This window comes from Rhodococcus sp. B7740, from assembly GCF_000954115.1.
GTDB lineage: Bacteria > Actinomycetota > Actinomycetes > Mycobacteriales > Mycobacteriaceae > Rhodococcoides.
In genome coordinates, this window is record NZ_CP010797.1 from 3,914,984 (window position 1) to 3,931,964 (window position 16,981).

Here is a 16,981-nt window from a genome sequence, read left to right on the forward strand (position 1 = left end):
CGTTCAATGACTGCGTCGCCACGCGCTGAACGACCGTACCGAGGATGTGGTCGGTCGGAACAGCCACGGCCACGGATGCAACTCGACCGGGGCTATGGCGTCGGCGATGCGGGAGAAGCCGGGAACGGGGGCCCAGGTGGTAGCCAAGGAGCGTCCGGAGAGCTCGTCGGACACTTTGCCGCGACGTACCTCCAACGGGCGGGTCGACGCGATCTCGCCGAGCGTCTCGGCGAGAAAGACCAGCCTCTTGCCGGAGAGCCTGAGTTTCCGCAGGAGTGGCTCGTCGAAGACGAACACCGCGGGTCGATCGGTGTCGGCGGCCAGTGCCGGGTCTGCGGTGCCGAGTGACTCTGCCGTTATCCACACCTGTTCTGCGCCAGTGCCTTCCGCATGGGCGGGGCCGGCGGGAATCGGGGCCTTGTTCAGATCGGGACCGTCGACCGCCGGGCCGAGCTCGTCGTCGGGCCAATTCTCTATGGGGCACGCATCTTTCAATGCGCAGTTGCGGCACAGGGATGGTGCTCGCTTGTTCACCTGCCACCGGCTGAAGCCGTAGACCTTGCCGCTTCCGGTACCGACGGTCCACTGCCAGCCGAGGCGGTTGGCTGCGCGGGAGCCGTCGAGTAGATGGGCGAACATCTCGTCTTCGCCGTCGCGCCACGTCGCCCCGGCACGGACTGCCCACTGGGAGGCGAGCCACATGCGGGTTTGGTTGACCAGCCAGCCGTCCTGGTGCAATTCACCCACCACCGAGGACATGCAGTTCATCTCTTCGGGCCACGGCTGCGCGGTCCAGCCCTGGGGTCGCGGCTGCTCACGGCGTAGCGAACGACCGAGATCGGATCCGGTGCGCGCGTAGAGATGACGCGCGTATTCCTGCCACATCAGTTCGTCGCGATAGCGGGAACGGTCGCGTGGGGGAGCGTCGGCGACCGCGTCCCATACCTCCCGCAGCGTCAGCAGCCCGTGTCGGATGTACGGCGACATGCGGCTTGCGCCTCGGCGATTCACCGGTAGAACGGTGCTGCGATCGCGCGCATATCCGGTGATGTCGAGTCCGGCCAGCGCGGTATCGGCAGCGGACTGCCCGCCGCGAATGCCGCCGGCCGTGATGGCATCCGGACCCTCGCGAGTCAGATCCCCCAGATGCTCGCCGACCCAGCCGACGACGTCCTCGGTGGTGGAGCCGTCGGCAATCGACGGGGGAGCTGGAATCGTGGGCATGGCGTCGGACTTCCCTGTCGTAGCGAAAGGGAAACGCGGAGTCGTCAGGGGCGCGGCAGGCGGCGATGCAGTGGATTGGACGTGGTCCTTGTTGCGGATCGGGCTGCTGCCGGTAGAGACGAGACCACGGCAGGTGTGTCCGCAGTGGCGCGCGAGGCGTCGTGTGCCTTCATCGCAGCGCTGTTCCCACGTCCGAGAGCAGGCGAGGAGATCTGTCGTGGGGCCGCGTCGCCGCACTCCGGGCACGTCACCTCGGACGGCGCGTCCGCCATGGAGAATCTCTGCTCGACGGGGGCGCATCGTCGCGCGCAGCGGAAGCTGTAGGTGGGCACGCATTCGAGAGTAGCGCGATGTGGCGCATCAGCAACGTTCCGGCACAACGTCATACAAGGTTTACATGCCATATCCGACCGGATGGACCGCGACGGTGCAATGATCGAGGCAGGAGAATCCGCGCAACCGGAGGTGCCTCGTGCCCGAACTGCTGTTTCCGCTCGACTCGACGAAGAGTTTCACCGAGCAGGAGGTCGTCGGCCACAACCGATGGCATCCCGATATCCCGGCGGCGGTCACAGTCAAACCCGGTACGTCCTTTCGGGCCCACTGTCGCGAATGGTTCGACGGGGCCATCCACAACGACGATTCCGCCGAGGACATCCTGAATGCGCCGCTCAACAACGTGCACACATTGTCAGGGCCCTTCCACATCGAGGGTGCCGAGCCCGGTGACCTGCTGATCGTCGACATCCTGGACGTGGGTCCGATACCGCAGGAGGATTCGGGTCCGCTGGCCGGCCAGGGTTGGGGCTACACGGGGATCTTCGCCAAGCAGAACGGAGGCGGATTTCTCACCGATCGATTCCCCGATGCGTACAAGGCGATCTGGGACTTTTCCGGTCAGACCACCACATCTCGCCACGTGCCGCACGTGAAGTACACCGGCATCACCCATCCCGGGCTGATGGGGACCGCGCCGTCGGCTGCCCTGCTAGCGAAGTGGAACGCCCGTGAAGGTGCGTTGATCGCGACAGATCCCAATCGGGTTCCGCCACTGGCCCTTGCACCCGAGCTCGACGGTGCAATCCTCGGTTCCTTGAGCGGCGACGAATTCACCCGTGTCGCCGGTGAAGCCGCACGTACAGCGCCGCCCCGGGAGAACGGTGGAAATCAGGACATCAAGAACCTCACCAAAGGAACCCGCGTCTTCTATCCGGTGTTCGTGCCGGGCGCGAAGTTGTCCTTCGGTGATCTGCACTTCTCGCAGGGTGACGGGGAGATCACGTTCTGCGGTGCCATCGAGATGGGTGGCTTCATGGACCTGCACGTCGACCTGATCAAGGGCGGTATGGAAACCTACGGGGTGAGCGAGAACGCTATCTTCATGCCCGGAAACACCGCGCCGCAGTACTCGGAATGGATTGCCTTCTCGGGTATTTCGGTGACCGTGGACGGCGAGCAGAAATATCTGGACTCCGACCTGTCCTACCAGAACGCATGTATGCACGCGATCGACTACCTCACCAAGTTCGGCTACAGCCCCGAGCAGGCGTACCTGCTACTGGGATCGGCTCCGATCGAAGGACGCCTGTCCGGGGTGGTGGACATTCCGAACTCCTGTGCCACCGTGTACATCCCCACGGCGATCTTCGATTTCCCGATAGCGCCCTCTGCAAGCGGACCGTTCCAAATCGACCCGGGAATGGGTGCTCCGAGGGCGCAATTCTCCTGAGGCGCATGGGCGAATGCCGCAACTGTGGATGCTCGAGGACATGGAACCCTGGCCTGACGAACCAGCCGTAGGTGCGGTGTTCTCACCCACGACGTACTGGGCTTCACCAGAGCAGATGGAACTTCCCCCGCAGGTGTGCGCCGAGGTGCCGGCTCGGGTCGAGGCCGTACATATCGATGGCAGAACGGAGAGGATCGCTCACCTCGGTGACGGCTTCACCGCCATGATGGGTGACGAAGACCCGATAGGTGACCGATCTGCGGTACGGCCATACGGAGAACGTCTGTTCGAAAGTGTGTCGGTGGGTCGCGATAGATTCTGTGCATGCTTTCGGGGGACGGCGGATCAGGGGTGGACGGCATCGAGACGGTGCCGCCCGCCCCCGAGGTGTCCGATCCCGACTTGTCTGTGTTGGTCGACCGAGTCGAGTCCGCGATCGCGGAATTAGCGGAACAGTCGTCGGTAGCGTGGTCGAACGCGGACCGGCGCGCGGTGATCCAACGGATGGAAACGGCGACGAGATCCCTGTCGGCGTATTCGTACACCTGGCTCAACGAGCTGATCTCTCAGCACGGCCTCGATGTGTATCCGGGATCGGTGCCGTCGTCGGTGGCGTCGATGCTGCGGATCACCCCGCGAGCAGCCGGTGCTCGGGTGCGTCTGGCGGCGGAGTTGGGTGATCGCACCGCCTTGTCGGGGGAAGTCCTGCCGCCGTTGCTGCCGCACACTGCTGCTGCGTTGCGGGCGGGGTTGCTCGATGCCAAGCATGTGCAGATGATCCGCGAGTTCTTCCGCCATCTGCCCCGGGATGTCGATCCGCAGACGCGCGAGCTCGCCGACGAGCAACTGGCGGGCTACGCCTCGACCAGGCGACCCGACGATTTCGCACCGTTGGTGGCGCACCTGGATTCGATCCTCAATCCCGACGGCGACCACGACGAGGACGAGGACGGGAAGCCACCGAGACCACCGAAACGCAGGGATGCGTTCTTCTACCTCGGTGAGCAGGGTGCCGACGGAATGTCCGAAGGAAAATTCTGCGTCGACCCCGAGCTACGGGCCTACCTCGAAGCCTTGTTCTCCAAAGCCTCGAAACCGGGAGTGAACAACCCCGCAGACCCGACGTCCGTCGTCCATGAAGAGACCGACGAGACCGACAGCACTTCCGGCGGCAAGGACAGCACGACCCCTGGTGCCGAGAGTGACGGTGCGCGTCCCGATCCTGCAGCCACCGAACCGGATTCGCCTCCATCGGGTGGTGTCCGCGATACCGACACCCCACCGCACCCACAGCCGGACGATGGTCCGACGAGCGATGCGGGACTGTGGGGCGACGGTCCATGCGACGGTGACGGCCGGTGCGGCGACGGCATCGACTGCGGTTGCGGCACAGGGCACGACGACACAGTCGAACGCGACGACACAGCCGATGCCGATACAGACGCCGACGGCGACGAAGTGCTGGGTAAGGCTGCAGCACGCGACGCTGCCGCCGCGCGGGATATCCGCACCCAACGCGAACGCCAACACGACGCCCTCAAACTCGCGCTCCGGCAGACCCTCGCCTCCGGCACCCTCGGCATCCACCGTGGCCTTCCCGTCACCGCCATCGTCACCATGACTCTGAAAGACCTCGAAGCCGGCTGCGGCTACGCCATGACCGCCACCGGATCACGGGTGTCGATCCGCGATGCGATCCGCATGGCCTCGCACGCCCACCACTACCTGACGATCTTCGACGACCACGGCCGAGCCCTCTACCTCGGCCGCTCCAAACGCATCGCCTCCGCCGACCAACGCATCGTGCTCATCGCCCGCGACCGCGGCTGCAGCTTCCCCTCCTGCACCCGCCCGGCGACCTGGTGCCAAGCCCACCACGTCACCGACTGGAACACCGGCGGCTACACCGACATCGACTCCCTCACCTTCGGCTGCGACATGCACCACGCACTCGTCGGCACCGGCCCCGGCAAGTGGGCCACCACGAAAACTGGAGCAGGACAACGGTACCCGGGCCGCACACTGTGGCACCCACCCGCCGGAATGGACCCCAAACGTCGAGGCCTGATCAACCACGCCCACCACCCAGAAGAAGTCCTCTACCCACCCGACGACCACCACAACCACAACGACACCGGCGACGAAGAACCACGACAACCCGCCTGACGGTCCGAACCAGTCTCGGGGCACAGCCCTCCCTGGAGCCAGCGCAACGCGCGGCCATGTCGAGCGTGCGCGTACGTCCGGACGGGCGGCGTGCTGTAAGCCGAGAGATCGACCCAGCTCCAGGCAGGAATCGTCGAAAGCAGTTGCGTACGGTGGGTTCATGATGGTTCTCGCGAGCAGGACGGCAGTACTGTCGCCGCCGGTCCGCTTCGTGTGGAAGGCGCTCATGCGCCCAGATGTGCATCCGAAGAACCAGGGGTTCGCCTGGCCGGTGATGTTCGAGGGTGCCGCTCTGCCTCGAATCGTCGAGAGCAGCGAGTTCGACCGCGTTGTGTGGAGTTCGCCGTGGCCGAGCCTCCCCGGCGTCCTCGTTCAGTTCGACCTGACTCCAGAAACCCGGTTGCGCTGGACGTTGTTGGCCCACCCGCCCGTGCCCGATCCGCAGACCGTGGAGTGGCTATGCGACCAGGTGAGTCATCTGGTGAACATCGACCTGCGCAACGCGACTGGATATTGAACTGTCATCTGTTGCCGCCGCTCGGTCCGTAGGGATAGCGCTTGCCGACTACGAACCACAGGATCGGCCCGATGATCGGCAGGACCACCACTACGAATGCCCACGCCAGCTTCGGCCGATAGCCCATGGTGCGGTCGCGGGCGATCGACAGTAACGCCATCAAGGACAGCAGGACTGTGACGGCACCACCAGCAGAAGCCATACCCGAGACGGTAGCTCAGCCACCACTCGGAACAGTCTCGATCCGTCTCATCGCGAAGGTGAGCTACGCCGGGTGGCTCCGGTCGACGCCCACCCTCGAATCCGTCGCCATCCGAGCAACATTCAGGCCCGGATGCGCCGGATGCGCGGTGTCGTACTTTGCTTCGGCGGTCCCGCTATGCGGGGAAATCCGCACTACGCGAGAGTGTCTCGTTCGATCGTATGTCGCTCAGGTTCTGTTCCAACGCGTCGATGACGGCGTCGTACCCGCTGTTGCCCAGGATCAGTCGGCGTGGTGGCGGGTCCTGGGTCATCGCTGCGATCACCGCATGGGCACCGCGATGCGGATCTCCCGGTTGCACCCCGTTCATGTCGACGAAGGCGGCCCGCACCTGTTGCACCATGTCGTGGTAGTCCGGAATCGCCTCCGCGACCGGCTCTTCGGCGAATCCGGCGTACGCGTTCGTGCGGAACGCCCCTGGTTCGACCGCCAACACGGAGATGCCGTGCTCGGCGACCTCCTGGCGCAGCGCATCGGTGACGGCCTCGATCGCGTATTTCGTGGCGCTGTAGTAGCCGAATCCGACTGCCGCCACGAGTCCGGCCACCGAGGACACGTTGACGATCCACCCGCTTCCGCGGGCGCGCATACCTGGTAGCACTGCGCGGGTCACGGACAGTACGGCGAAGAAATTCAGCTCGAACATCGCCCGTATCGAGGTCTCGCTCATTCCCTCGATCGATCCGTACCAGCCGCGGCCGGCGTTGTTGACCAGCACGTCGATACCGCCGAAGTGCTCTTCGGCTGTTCGTACTGCTCGTGCAACCTGTTCCGCGTCGGTGACATCCATGGGCACGACGAGAACGCGGTTACCGTACTGCTCGGCCCACGACGTCAGTTCCGCCGGACGTCGGGCGGTGAGTACCACGCGGTCTCCCGCCTCCAGCGCCACCTCGGCGTAGGCCATGCCGAAGCCGCCCGGTGTGCCACCGGTGATGAACCATCGCTTGCTCATGGCTCGATCACCAAGCGGTCGATCAGCGCGCCGTCCAGCGTGAAGCGGTAGTGCAGGTCGACGACTCCGCCGGGGAAGTTGCCTTCCAGGTGCTGCACGACGTCGACTGTCGAGCCGGTCGTGGTCGCCCCGGTGAACTCTGTTGTGTAGGTGTATTCGCTCTCGCTGACCGAGGCGGTCAGCCATGCCTCGATCTCGTCAAGGCCGGAGTGGTCGTGGCCCTCATCGGTCACCACGGCGTCCGCGGTGAACACGGTGAGCGCTCGCACGCCCTGTCGGGCGTCGAGTGCGGTCATGAACGTCTTCACGTTGTCCGGGAGTCCATCCCATTCTGTTGTCATGACCCCACGGTGATGCTTCCCCCAAGGGGAATGTCAACACTGGGTCTGCACCGGTATCCGTAACCGACACTCGGTCCCGGCTTCCTGTTGACCTTGCCCTAGGGGGAAACTTCACGATGGGCCCAACCGACAACGCGAACGGTGCTACGGACAGGAGGACGCCATGGGCGCACAGGTCTCGATCGGCGACTTCGCAGTGATGACCAGCCTCAGCAGAAAAGCGCTACGCCACTACCACGAGATCGGGATCCTCGAACCGACTCTCGTCGACGCACACACCGGTTACCGCTTCTACGACACCAGCCAGGTCGATCACGCACACATCATTCGCCGATTCCGATCGCTCGGCATGTCCATCCCGGACATCAAGGCGCTGCTGAGTGCAGACGACGCCGCGGCCCGCACCGAGATCCTCACCAGTCATCTCGAACGGATGGAGATGCAGCTACAGCACACTCGCGATACCGTCGGCGCGCTGCGCGAACTACTCTCGCCCGTGCACGCACCCGCCGAGATCGAACTGCGCCTCGAGCCGGCCCTCGCCGTGTGGTCCATCGGCACCACCATCGAGGTCGCCGAGATCGACAGCTGGTTCGCGGTGACGGTCGGGAAACTGCGAGATGCAGTCGCGGCGACAGGCGACGACTCCGAGGTCGTGCCGGGCGGCCTGTACGACCGGGCACTCTTCCTCGAATCCCGGGGCGAAGCAACGCTGTTCGTCGCAGCTCCAGGATCGGCGGACCCTCCGGACGGTATCCGGGCCCAGGTCCTACCCGAGGCCCAGTTCGCGGTCCTCACACACTCCGGCGGTCACGAGGGCATCGACCGCAGCTACGCGGCCCTGGGGACGTACGTGAACGAACGACTGGTGAGCGGCCGAGGACCGATCCGCGAACACTACATCGGCGCAACGCCCTCGGAGCCGTATGCGTTCACCACAACCGAAATCTGCTGGCCCATCTTCGGTACCGCTCCAACATCGGAATGATCCTCGCCGAGTCGGGTGGGGACAGGCCCTGGACCGAAAGCCGTTGACTCAGCGGACGAGTTCGTAGCGGGCGAGCCACAGCCCGGGCAGTACCTGAGTGTCCTCGGTGTGCACGAAGCCGAAGGCCTCGTACAACGTGCGTGCCGGTGGATTGTCTCGCCCGGTGGCCACACGCACGCGTTGTGCGACAATCGATTCCAGCATTGTACCGACCAATGCTCTACCGATGCCTCGCCGATGGGCGTGTGGAGCAACGACCAGGCGGTCGATTTCAGCCTCGGACCACGCTGCAGCCCCGAGGATTTCGTGCTGGTCCTGCGCGACGAGCCAGTGGACCTGCGCAGCGCACAGATCGTGCACCGACTCGTGCAGCAGCGGGATTCGCTTGTCGCCGATCAGTCGCGCTTCGACTGCATACGAACTCTTCTGCACCGCGAGAATCTGTTCGGCGAGCCCCCGATCGGCGGCAGGGTCGACGCGGACGATCTCAATAGCGACCACCGGCGGGTGCAGGCAGAGCGTCCAGTACCGCAAGGTGATCCGGGCTCAAGGTGAGCGAGGCTGCACCCGCGTTCTCGTCCAGACGTGAGGTGCGTCGAGTACCGGGAATCGGCACCACGTGCTCGCCCTGCGCAAGAACCCAGGCCAAGGCCACCTGTGCAGGCGTCGCGCCGAGGTCGTCGGCGACACCCGCGATGGCGTCGACGATCACGAGGTTCGCATCGAGGTTGTCCTGGCTGAAGCGTGGCAATCGCGATCGGAAATCGTCTGCGGCAGGGGTGGTTCCGCGGAAGTTGCCGGTGAGGAATCCGCGGCCCAACGGTGAGAACGGGACGAACGCCGCACCGTTGTCCTGCGTCCACTTCAGCGACGTGGCAAGGTGATCGCGTGTCCACAGCGACAACTCCGACTGCACCGCCGAAATCGGATGTACCTGCTGGGCCCGATCCAGCTGCTCGACGCTGAATTCCGAGACCCCCAGTGCACGCACCTTTCCTGCCTGCACGGCCTCGGCCATCGCGCCGATGCTGTCCTCCACGTTCACTTCTGGGTCCGGACGGTGGAGGTAGTACAGATCGATATGGTCGACGCCCAAGCGGCGCAGCGAATCGTCGATGGCCTGCCGAAGGTGATCGGGCTTGCCGTTGGGGCCCGAAATGACGGGTTCGCCGGCGTCGCCGACGTGGGAGACGAGACCGCCCTTGGTCGCGAGGATCACCTCGTCGCGTCGGTTACCGATGGCTTGTCCGACGACTTCCTCGTTGGTGAACGGCCCGTACACATCGGCCGTGTCGATGAAGTTCACACCCAGATCGAGGGAATGACCGATCACTCGATCGGGGCTCTGCGTCTGATCGTCGGCCTTGTATGCCCAGGTCATCCCCATGCATCCGAGGCCTATGGCACCGACTTCGGGGCCGTCGTTCCACAGGGTTCGGGTCGGTACGGTGCGTGCGCTCATGCACTCGACGATAGAGAAGAAAAACCGTTGTCGCCCGCATTCGATGGGCGGCTAGCATCGCCACATGGCTCTTCCACACTCGAAGGTGTATTTCGGCGACCGTCTGGTCGACGCGCAGGACGCGACGCTCGGAGTCGCCACTTCGGCCGTTCTGTACGGGCTCAGTGTCTACACCGTCTTCCCGGTGCAGGTGGACGGTGATCGGCGTACCGCGTTTCGGTTGCTCGACCATTACCAGCGGCTGGTCGAGTCCTGCAAGATCATCGGCATCGACACCTTCGCGTCGCAGTGGACCTTCGAGAGGTTCGTCCAGGCGACGCGCGACGTGGTCGCCGCCAACGCTCCGACGACCGAGGTCTACGTTCGGGCCACCGTCCACGTGGACGAGTCGATCCCGGGAACTCGGGTCCGTGGCCTGCACACCACCGTGTCCATCTTCCTGTACGACGCCACCCCCATCGTTCCGCAGAATGGAATGCGTCTGAAAACGAGTGTGTGGCGACGCATCCCGGACAACGCCATTCCCTCGCGCGCCAAGGTGAACGGAGCCTACGTCAATTCTGTTCTGGCCAAACAGGATGCGATCGACAGTGGCTTCGACGACTGCATCTTCCTCGACATCAACGGTCACGTCTGCGAGCTCAGTGCCGCGAACATCTTCCTCGTCCGTAATGGAACGCTCATCACCCCTGACGTCACCAGTGACATCCTCGACGGCATCAACCGTCGGACGCTCCTGACGCTGGCGCGTGAAGAGGGGCTGACGGTTCAGGAGCGCACCGTCGATCTCACCGAGCTGTACATCGCCGACGAGGTCTTCGTCTGCGGCACCTCGGCGGGAGTTGCCCCGGTGTACGAAATCGACGGTCGCGCAATAGGAACGAAGGAGTCGGGCCCGGTGACGCTTACCCTGCGAAAGCGTCACCAGGCCGCGCTCACCAGCGACGAAGTGCACGGCTGGGTGAGTGTGCTGTGAGTGCTACGCCGGACAGGTGGAGGTGAGTCCGGCGATCAATGCTTCGGAGGCAGGCTGTTCGAGTGGATCGGCGGCCGGGTTGGGACCGGCCGTGGTCCAGGCCATCGATACCTGACGCTGACCGTCCGGGCTCGAGAACGCGTAGGTGCGGTAGCCGAAGCCGTTGCCGCGGTTGCCGAACACCAGCTCACCCGAACCCGGGTTGCACGTGTCTCCGCCCAGCAGCAGACCGAGTCCGTACGTCGACGGCGTCACGACCTGCATCTCGTCGATAAGGTTCTGCGGGATCAGTGTGCCGTCGAAGAGTGCTCTGAAGAAGGTGTTCATGTCGCCGACGGTCGAGACCACGGCGGCACCGGATGACCAGATGCCGGCGTCGTAATCGGTGACGTCGGTGTAGGTTCCGTTCTCGAGGACATAGCCGTGCAACGCGTTCTCGTCCAGAGCGGAATCGGTGGGGTACGTCGTGTCGGCCATCTCCAGCGGATCGAAGATCCTGTCCTGCAACGCTTGTCCGATGGACTTGCCGTCCAGTTCGGCGACGATCCGTCCGAGAAGAACATAGTTGGTGTTCGCGTAGCTGAACTCCTGGCCTGGCTCGCTCGTCCAGGGCATGGCCAGAGCCTGCGCGATCAACTCGTCGTCGGCGACGGCGTCGTTCGCACGGGCGGCAATCTGCTCCGCAGAGTCGAATCCGGTGAAGTAGTCCGGAACCCCACTGGTGTGATCGAGCAGTTGGCGGACGGTCACCGGCTTGGGTAGCACCCCGGGAAGCAACTCGTCCACCTGCTGATCGAGCTCGAGTTTCCCCTCGTCGACCAGTTGCAGCACGACGGCCGCGACCATCGCCTTGGTGACGCTGGCGATCCGGACCGGGTCGTCGGCCGACGCCGCCTCGGTGCCGTCGCGCTCGACGAGCCCTGCGGCTCCCGACCACGAACTCTCGCCGTCGCGTACCTGCGCGACCGCGGCGACGGAACCGGCGTCGACCAGTGCGTCCAATGCTGCCTGAACGTCGTCGGTCTCGATGGTTCCGCTCGACGCTGCGGTGGTGCTCGGCTCGACGGCCGACGGCTGATCGGTCGACGAGCACCCGGTGACCAGCAGGGACGTCGACACTGTGAGGGCGGCGAGGATTCGTAGCTTGCTCATGTCGTCGACGCTAACGACGCCCCGCAGATGATTTCAGTGTCAAATGTCAGTGATTTTCGATGAGTCAGCGACTCACCTGGCAGAAGTTGAGATGGTTCGAGAAGGGGTCTATGACTGTCATGGTCGGCCCGCCCGGCGCGTCGTGATCGATTCCCGGTCGGCTGCGTGGGTTGTTCTTCTGGAGCAGTTCGGCATTGAAGGACGCGACATCGGTGATCGGTATCCAGACGGAGGATCCCGGAGTGCCGTCGCCGTAGTGCTGGGACAGATCCAGGGTGCAGTCCCCGCGCGAAAGACGAATGTACAGCGGCAGATCCGGCTCGAATCGATGTTCCCATTCGACCGAAAAGCCCAGATAGTCCAGATAGAACGCACGCGCTTCGACGTCGTCGAAGATGCGCAGAATCGGAACAGCGGGGCCGAATGCCGTCATGGCATCGAGTGTGGCACGTTCGGCGCCGCCTGCACCAGGGCTGCGCTACTGCTTACCCGAATCCAGCAGCACCTCGGCCGCAGCCTTTGCTGCAGTGGCAGATTCGGTGAGTTCGGTGATGGCTGCGGTGGTTTGCGCACCTTCGGCGAGCAACGCGATCTGCAGTCCCACCGACGGAGCGCATCCGGCTTCGACGGCCAATCGAGTGACGTAGTCGATGAAGTTCTTCTTGTGCTGCTGTGCCGCGTCGGCGACCTCGGGCATGGTTGTACCCAGTTCACCGAACGAGTTGATGAAGGCGCACCCGCGGAAGTCGTCCTCCCGGAACCAGTGGTCCAGAAAGTCGAAGATCGACAGCAGTTTCCGACGAGGTGACTCGTAGGCCGCGGCCTCGGCGTTGATGCCGTCGTTCCACTGCCGAGTACGACCACGAAGAACCTCGGCGACGATGGCGGTTTTCGAGGGAAAGAGCGTGTACAGGCGCTTGAGGGAGATACCGGCCTTGGCGCGCAACTCGTCCATCCCCACCGCCTGGATACCGCGCGCATAGAACAGTGCGTCCGCGGCGTTCACCACCTGTGCGCGTCCGATTTCCGTACTGGTCATCGCATACCCCTTGCCGAGAGAACCAACGTTCTCTAATGTAGTCCACATGCGCAGAGAGCGACCGTTCTCCCGCTCGATGATCAAGACACAGGAAGGCAGGATCATGGCGTACATCAACGTCGGAACCGAGAACTCCACCCCCGTCGAGGTCTACTACGAGGATCACGGCTCCGGTCAGCCGGTCGTCCTCATCCACGGCTACCCACTCGACGGCAACTCCTGGGAACGTCAGTCACGGGCGCTGCTCGACGCCGGCTACCGCGTCATCACCTACGACCGCCGCGGCTTCGGCCAATCCAGCAAGCCGACCGTCGGATACGACTACGACACCTTCGCCTCGGACCTGGACAAGGTTCTGACCGAACTGGATCTGCGCGACGTCATCCTGGTCGGATTCTCCATGGGCACAGGCGAACTCGCTCGGTACGCGGCGAAGTACGGCACGGAGCGCGTCGCGAAGTTCGCATTTCTCGCCTCACTCGAGCCGTTCCTGCTGCAGACCGACGACAACCCAACCGGAGTTCCGCAGTCGGTGTTCGACGGCATCGACAGTGCTGCGCGGGAGGATCGCTTCGCCTGGTTCGACAATTTCTACAAGGATTTCTACAACCTCGACGAGAACCTCGGGAGCCGTATCAGCGAGGCGACGGTACGTGCGAGCTGGAACACCGCGACCAACAGCGCGCCCGTGGCCGCCTACGCCGTCGTGCCCACGTGGCTCGAGGACTTCCGCGGCGATGTGGAGAAGGTACGCGAATCGGGCAAGCCCACGCTGATTCTGCACGGCACGGCCGACAACATCCTGCCGATCGATTCCACCGGCCGTCAGTTCCACAAGGTGTTCCCGGAGGCCACGTACGTCGAGGTCGACGGCGCACCGCACGGACTGCTGTGGACGCACTTCCAGGAAGTGAACGACGCGCTGCTCGCGTTCGTGAAGTAGAGGCAAACGCAGAAAGGGACGGCGAAATCGCCGTCCCTTTCTGTGTCGGACTAGACCGCGACGACGCCGTCGTGGTCGCTGTAGACGATCTCGCCCGGGGTGAAGGTGACGCCGCCGAAGCTGACCGGCACGTTCTTCTCACCCGAGCCGGTCTGTGTGCTCTTACGCGGATTCGTGCCCAGTGCCTTGACGCCGATGTCGAGCGTGCGCAGGATCGCCGAGTCTCGCACCGCGCCGTTGACGATGACTCCGGCCCAACCGTTGGTGACGCCCCGGCCCGCGATGATGTCGCCGACGAGTGCGGTGTGCACGCTGGCGTCGCCGTCGACCACCAGAACGCCACCGTTACCGGGCTCGCTCAGAGTCTGCTTCACCAGCAGGTTGTCCTGGAAGCAGCGGATGGTGGTGATGGGGCCCGCGAATTCGGTGTGCTTGCCGTACTGGATGAACTGGGTGTCGCAGCTGCGGATGTCGGGACCGATCTCATCGGCCAGATCAGCTGTTGCCTTGAATTCCACAGGTGAAGTCATGCGGCACAGACTATCGCCCATACATCAACCGCGGCCGTGACGGCGTTCGTAGTCGTTTCGAGTGCGGTCGGCGCGGCTCTGCGCCTTCGCGTTGATCAACTGCGGATCGAGGCCGTGGATCAACAAGCGATGCCGCCGGTAGACGTTCATCAATGCGATCGCGAAGTAGACGAGCGGAATGAACAGCAAGGCCATCATCGCCAGCGACATCCACAGCGGTCCCGGGATCAACAAGAACAACAACAGCAGCGGGATGACGGGCACCGTGAACCGCGCGATGTAGCGGACCTGCGCTCCGTTGCCCACCAAGTCCTTGCGTACCCACTCCTGCATGGACTCGGGCAGCGTGCGACCGAACGAGTACCCCAGAAATTGCAGCGGGCTCGGCTTCGTACGTTCGGTGGTCATCGCGCAATGCTAGTCCGATCTTCGTTGGTACATCTCACCGTTGACTGCGGATTATCTCATATGTGACGATAACGTCAGTTGAGTCGGTGGCATCGAAACGAGGACCTCCACTGTGATCGATCGCAGAACGCTGCTGGGCACTCTCAGTGCCGCGACGATCTCCGGGGTTGCCCTCTCGACCTTGACCTCCGCCATGGCATCGGCGTCCCCCGGCCTGACGTCGGCCGGGCTCGTCGACGTCCACTCGCACATGGTTCCCGACTTCTATCTCCGCGAAGCTCTCGCGTTGGGCATCGTCCTTCCCGACGGCATGCCGAAGTGGCCGTCCTGGTCGGTCGATGAGCACCTGCAGATGATGGACGGCTGCGGCATCGACAGCGCGATCCTGTCCGTCTCCTCACCCGGTGTGCACTTCGGTGACGACGGAAAAGCGGCCGAACTGGCTCGACGGGTCAACGATTTCGGAGCCGGGGTGGTCGCGAATCGGCCCCGACTCGGGTTCTTCGCGTCCTTGCCACTGCCGAACGTCGTCGATTCGACGGTCGAGGCCATCCGTGCGCTGGACCAGCTGGGGGCCGACGGAGTGACGGTGATGTCGAACGCCGGCGGAATGTATTTGGGCAACGCCGCTTTGACGCCACTGCTGGTGGCGCTCGATGCGCGATCGGCGGTCGTGTTCGTACATCCGACGTCACCGCCGAATTCGGGGGCAGTATCGCTCGGGCGTCCGGCACCGATGATCGAATTCCTCTTCGACACAGCACGAACCGTCGTCGACCTGATTCTGCTGGGCGTGGTCGATCGATTCCCGAACATTCGCTGGGTGTTCACTCACGGCGGCGGAGTTCTACCACTGCTGGCGGACCGAGTCGATTTCTTCCGAACCCAGGCGGGTCTGGGGACCCCGACCACGCCGGATGTGCTGCAGCGCTTGTGGTTCGACCTCGCCGGAACTCCTGTACCGAGACAGCTGCCCGCCTTGCTGTCCACCGTCGGCCCCGATCGTCTGGTCTACGGCAGCGACTACTGCTTCACGCCGATCGCCGCGGTACAGGACCAACTGCAATCACTCGACTCCGGTGCCGCGAACGGCGGCCTGGACAACTGGCGAGGGACCACATCCGGCAACGCTCGCCGACTGCTCGATCGCTGATCCGAAAGAGGTGGACACTGCCGATGAAAGCGCAAGCACTGCAACCGATCGCCGAGCACTGGGACTGGCAGATCGATGCCGCCTGCCGCTCGATGCCGGTCTCGATGTTCTACCCGCCGTTGGGATTGCGAGGATACTCGCTGAAAAGCCTCGAGCGACAGGCGAAGCTCGTGTGCGAACGATGCCCCGTGATCGCACGCTGCCTGCAACACGCACTCGACTCCGACGAAAAGCACGGAGTCTGGGGAGGATCGACCGCACACGAGCGTTCTGCGATGGTCCGCGTCACCCCTGACGAGCGGCGTTCGCGACAATGACATCACGAAGGTACTGCGCCAAGCCGTCGGCGATGTCGTTGTAGTGCTTGGCGAATCGCTCGTCCGCGATGTACATCTCCGCCAGGTTCACCTGCATCTCGTAGCCGCAGTCGTAGTACCGCTCGATCGATGCTCGGTGACGCTCGGCCAGTTCCCCGGCCTCGGTGGACTCCGGCGACACACCTCGCTGCATCGCGGCAGCGAGATCCGCTTCCAGTAGGTCCGTCTCCTCTTTGACGGCCTTCCAATCGTCCTTGGTGAACGACGCCGTCCGCTGCTGCGACTGCTTCCACTCGTCGGTCTCGCCCCAGCGTTGCTCGGCTTCCTCGGCGTACTCCTCGCCGGGCCAGTTGTCGCCGAAGATCTCTCGCTGCTCCTCGGGAGTCAGTTGCATACCCATCTTTTTCGCCTCCATCATCTTGTCCACGGCCGCAGCCATTGCGTGCAAGTGATCGATCCGCTCGTTCAGTAGGTCGCGCTGTCGGCGTAGATGCGCCATGGCATCGACCGTAGGGTCGTCGAGCAACGCCGCGATGGCGTCGAGCGGGAACCCGAGTTCGCGGTAGGTCAGAACCTGGTGCAGCCGTTCGACATCGGCGGACGAGTATGTCCGATAGCCCTTCGGCGTTCTGCCCGACGGCACCACCAACGCGATCTCGTCGTAATGATGCAGCGTTCGGACGCTGACGCCCACCAACTTCGAGACTGCCCCGACCTGCAAGCCGGCCGAACCGTTCGCGGAAGAATCACTCACGAAAGACACTGTGCCGCCTCCCGTGACGTGAGGGTCAAGCTACGAGCCTCGCGGGTCGTTCCGCA

Annotated in this window: 21 protein-coding genes; 8 read left to right on the plus strand and 13 right to left on the minus strand. The window is 64.0% G+C overall.

Annotated elements, in window-relative coordinates; translation table 11 throughout:
- Positions 1 to 3: 3 nt before the first annotated feature.
- Together NY08_RS18145 and NY08_RS26740 are read right to left on the minus strand one after the other, a co-directional pair.
- Positions 4 to 1,224 carry an FAD-binding domain-containing protein gene (locus NY08_RS18145; protein ID WP_045197919.1) on the minus strand — a complete coding sequence of 407 codons (1,221 nt, stop codon included), beginning with the start codon at positions 1,222 to 1,224 and terminating at the stop codon, positions 4 to 6.
- 44 nt (positions 1,225 to 1,268) lie between these two features.
- Entirely contained in the window at positions 1,269 to 1,628 is a 360-nt protein-coding gene (locus NY08_RS26740) for an FmdB family zinc ribbon protein (RefSeq protein ID WP_442970761.1), read from the minus strand.
- A 68-nt stretch (positions 1,629 to 1,696) separates the two neighbouring features.
- On the opposite strand from NY08_RS26740, the gene fmdA reads away from it, so the two are divergent.
- The 3 genes from fmdA (at position 1,697) to NY08_RS18165 (ending at position 5,636) form a co-directional block, all read left to right on the plus strand.
- Positions 1,697 to 2,953, plus strand: coding sequence for a formamidase (gene fmdA, locus NY08_RS18150; protein WP_032397096.1), 1,257 nt, complete (start codon positions 1,697 to 1,699; stop codon positions 2,951 to 2,953).
- A gap of 324 nt (positions 2,954 to 3,277) precedes the next feature.
- Complete coding sequence (locus NY08_RS25290; protein WP_052683866.1) at positions 3,278 to 5,119, plus strand: HNH endonuclease signature motif containing protein; 1,842 nt, start codon at positions 3,278 to 3,280, stop codon at positions 5,117 to 5,119.
- 160 nt (positions 5,120 to 5,279) lie between these two features.
- Entirely contained in the window at positions 5,280 to 5,636 is a 357-nt protein-coding gene (locus tag NY08_RS18165) for a hypothetical protein (RefSeq protein ID WP_045197920.1), read from the plus strand.
- A gap of 4 nt (positions 5,637 to 5,640) precedes the next feature.
- Here NY08_RS18165 and NY08_RS18170 read toward each other — a convergent pair whose 3' ends face one another.
- From NY08_RS18170 to NY08_RS18180, 3 genes are all read right to left on the minus strand, one after another.
- Positions 5,641 to 5,838 (minus strand): PLD nuclease N-terminal domain-containing protein, encoded by a 198-nt coding sequence (locus NY08_RS18170; protein ID WP_045197921.1) that lies wholly within the window; start codon positions 5,836 to 5,838, stop codon positions 5,641 to 5,643.
- A gap of 175 nt (positions 5,839 to 6,013) precedes the next feature.
- Positions 6,014 to 6,853 carry an SDR family NAD(P)-dependent oxidoreductase gene (locus NY08_RS18175; RefSeq protein WP_045197922.1) on the minus strand — a complete coding sequence of 280 codons (840 nt, stop codon included), beginning with the start codon at positions 6,851 to 6,853 and terminating at the stop codon, positions 6,014 to 6,016.
- On the minus strand, positions 6,850 to 7,194 hold the full coding sequence (locus NY08_RS18180; protein ID WP_045197923.1) for a hypothetical protein: 345 nt from the start codon (positions 7,192 to 7,194) through the stop codon (positions 6,850 to 6,852). Before NY08_RS18180 ends, NY08_RS18175 begins: the two co-directional genes overlap by 4 nt.
- Before the next feature lie 163 nt (positions 7,195 to 7,357).
- Between NY08_RS18180 and NY08_RS18185 the strand changes: the two genes are divergently transcribed.
- A complete protein-coding gene (locus tag NY08_RS18185; RefSeq protein WP_045197924.1) occupies positions 7,358 to 8,182 on the plus strand; it encodes a MerR family transcriptional regulator in 825 nt (274 codons plus the stop codon).
- A gap of 48 nt (positions 8,183 to 8,230) precedes the next feature.
- Here NY08_RS18185 and NY08_RS18190 read toward each other — a convergent pair whose 3' ends face one another.
- Together NY08_RS18190 and NY08_RS18195 are read right to left on the minus strand one after the other, a co-directional pair.
- Positions 8,231 to 8,683 carry a GNAT family N-acetyltransferase gene (locus tag NY08_RS18190; protein ID WP_158462592.1) on the minus strand — a complete coding sequence of 151 codons (453 nt, stop codon included), beginning with the start codon at positions 8,681 to 8,683 and terminating at the stop codon, positions 8,231 to 8,233.
- Complete coding sequence (locus NY08_RS18195; protein ID WP_045197927.1) at positions 8,670 to 9,644, minus strand: aldo/keto reductase; 975 nt, start codon at positions 9,642 to 9,644, stop codon at positions 8,670 to 8,672. Before NY08_RS18195 ends, NY08_RS18190 begins: the two co-directional genes overlap by 14 nt.
- 64 nt (positions 9,645 to 9,708) lie before the next feature.
- On the opposite strand from NY08_RS18195, the gene NY08_RS18200 reads away from it, so the two are divergent.
- Positions 9,709 to 10,620: an aminotransferase class IV gene (locus NY08_RS18200; RefSeq protein ID WP_032397101.1), complete on the plus strand. Its 912-nt coding sequence runs from the start codon at positions 9,709 to 9,711 to the stop codon at positions 10,618 to 10,620.
- A gap of 3 nt (positions 10,621 to 10,623) precedes the next feature.
- Here the strand turns inward: NY08_RS18200 and NY08_RS18205 are convergent, their stop codons facing one another.
- The 3 genes from NY08_RS18205 to NY08_RS18215 form a co-directional block, all read right to left on the minus strand.
- Positions 10,624 to 11,772, minus strand: a complete 1,149-nt coding sequence (locus NY08_RS18205) for a serine hydrolase domain-containing protein (protein WP_045197929.1) — start codon at positions 11,770 to 11,772, stop codon at positions 10,624 to 10,626.
- A 64-nt stretch (positions 11,773 to 11,836) separates the two neighbouring features.
- Positions 11,837 to 12,205, minus strand: coding sequence for a glyoxalase superfamily protein (locus tag NY08_RS18210; RefSeq protein ID WP_045197931.1), 369 nt, complete (start codon positions 12,203 to 12,205; stop codon positions 11,837 to 11,839).
- Between the two features lie 45 nt (positions 12,206 to 12,250).
- On the minus strand, positions 12,251 to 12,811 hold the full coding sequence (locus tag NY08_RS18215; RefSeq protein ID WP_032397375.1) for a TetR/AcrR family transcriptional regulator: 561 nt from the start codon (positions 12,809 to 12,811) through the stop codon (positions 12,251 to 12,253).
- Positions 12,812 to 12,914: 103 nt separating this feature from the next.
- Between NY08_RS18215 and NY08_RS18220 the strand changes: the two genes are divergently transcribed.
- Positions 12,915 to 13,754, plus strand: coding sequence for an alpha/beta fold hydrolase (locus NY08_RS18220; RefSeq protein ID WP_045200715.1), 840 nt, complete (start codon positions 12,915 to 12,917; stop codon positions 13,752 to 13,754).
- A 50-nt stretch (positions 13,755 to 13,804) separates the two neighbouring features.
- Here the strand turns inward: NY08_RS18220 and rraA are convergent, their stop codons facing one another.
- Both rraA and NY08_RS18230 read right to left on the minus strand, forming a co-directional pair.
- Complete coding sequence (gene rraA / locus NY08_RS18225) at positions 13,805 to 14,284, minus strand: ribonuclease E activity regulator RraA (protein WP_032397105.1); 480 nt, start codon at positions 14,282 to 14,284, stop codon at positions 13,805 to 13,807.
- A gap of 24 nt (positions 14,285 to 14,308) precedes the next feature.
- Entirely contained in the window at positions 14,309 to 14,692 is a 384-nt protein-coding gene (locus NY08_RS18230; RefSeq protein WP_032397106.1) for a DUF5313 family protein, read from the minus strand.
- A gap of 112 nt (positions 14,693 to 14,804) precedes the next feature.
- Here NY08_RS18230 and NY08_RS18235 point away from each other — a divergent pair, with 112 nt between their 5' ends.
- Positions 14,805 to 15,845, plus strand: a complete 1,041-nt coding sequence (locus NY08_RS18235; protein ID WP_235386956.1) for an amidohydrolase family protein — start codon at positions 14,805 to 14,807, stop codon at positions 15,843 to 15,845.
- 23 nt (positions 15,846 to 15,868) lie between these two features.
- On the plus strand, positions 15,869 to 16,162 hold the full coding sequence (locus NY08_RS18240) for a WhiB family transcriptional regulator (RefSeq protein ID WP_032397107.1): 294 nt from the start codon (positions 15,869 to 15,871) through the stop codon (positions 16,160 to 16,162).
- Here NY08_RS18240 and NY08_RS18245 read toward each other — a convergent pair.
- On the minus strand, positions 16,131 to 16,925 hold the full coding sequence (locus tag NY08_RS18245) for a MerR family transcriptional regulator (protein ID WP_235386958.1): 795 nt from the start codon (positions 16,923 to 16,925) through the stop codon (positions 16,131 to 16,133). The two genes, NY08_RS18240 and NY08_RS18245, sit on opposite strands and share 32 nt — an antisense overlap.
- Positions 16,926 to 16,981 lie beyond the last annotated feature (56 nt).

Coding starts and splice junctions, on each gene's coding strand:
- NY08_RS18205 (WP_045197929.1), bottom strand. CDS start 11,772: ATGAGCAAGCTACGAATCCTCGCCGCCCTCACAGTGTCGACGTCCCTG.
- NY08_RS18165 (WP_045197920.1), top strand. CDS start 5,280: ATGATGGTTCTCGCGAGCAGGACGGCAGTACTGTCGCCGCCGGTCCGC.
- NY08_RS18170 (WP_045197921.1), bottom strand. CDS start 5,838: ATGGCTTCTGCTGGTGGTGCCGTCACAGTCCTGCTGTCCTTGATGGCG.
- NY08_RS18200 (WP_032397101.1), top strand. CDS start 9,709: ATGGCTCTTCCACACTCGAAGGTGTATTTCGGCGACCGTCTGGTCGAC.
- NY08_RS18185 (WP_045197924.1), top strand. CDS start 7,358: ATGGGCGCACAGGTCTCGATCGGCGACTTCGCAGTGATGACCAGCCTC.
- NY08_RS26740 (WP_442970761.1), bottom strand. CDS start 1,628: ATGGCATGTAAACCTTGTATGACGTTGTGCCGGAACGTTGCTGATGCG.
- NY08_RS18195 (WP_045197927.1), bottom strand. CDS start 9,644: ATGAGCGCACGCACCGTACCGACCCGAACCCTGTGGAACGACGGCCCC.
- NY08_RS18145 (WP_045197919.1), bottom strand. CDS start 1,224: ATGCCCACGATTCCAGCTCCCCCGTCGATTGCCGACGGCTCCACCACC.
- NY08_RS18210 (WP_045197931.1), bottom strand. CDS start 12,205: ATGACGGCATTCGGCCCCGCTGTTCCGATTCTGCGCATCTTCGACGAC.
- NY08_RS18220 (WP_045200715.1), top strand. CDS start 12,915: ATGGCGTACATCAACGTCGGAACCGAGAACTCCACCCCCGTCGAGGTC.
- NY08_RS18230 (WP_032397106.1), bottom strand. CDS start 14,692: ATGACCACCGAACGTACGAAGCCGAGCCCGCTGCAATTTCTGGGGTAC.
- rraA (WP_032397105.1), bottom strand. CDS start 14,284: ATGACTTCACCTGTGGAATTCAAGGCAACAGCTGATCTGGCCGATGAG.
- NY08_RS18180 (WP_045197923.1), bottom strand. CDS start 7,194: ATGACAACAGAATGGGATGGACTCCCGGACAACGTGAAGACGTTCATG.
- NY08_RS18215 (WP_032397375.1), bottom strand. CDS start 12,811: ATGACCAGTACGGAAATCGGACGCGCACAGGTGGTGAACGCCGCGGAC.
- NY08_RS18175 (WP_045197922.1), bottom strand. CDS start 6,853: ATGAGCAAGCGATGGTTCATCACCGGTGGCACACCGGGCGGCTTCGGC.
- NY08_RS25290 (WP_052683866.1), top strand. CDS start 3,278: ATGCTTTCGGGGGACGGCGGATCAGGGGTGGACGGCATCGAGACGGTG.
- NY08_RS18240 (WP_032397107.1), top strand. CDS start 15,869: ATGAAAGCGCAAGCACTGCAACCGATCGCCGAGCACTGGGACTGGCAG.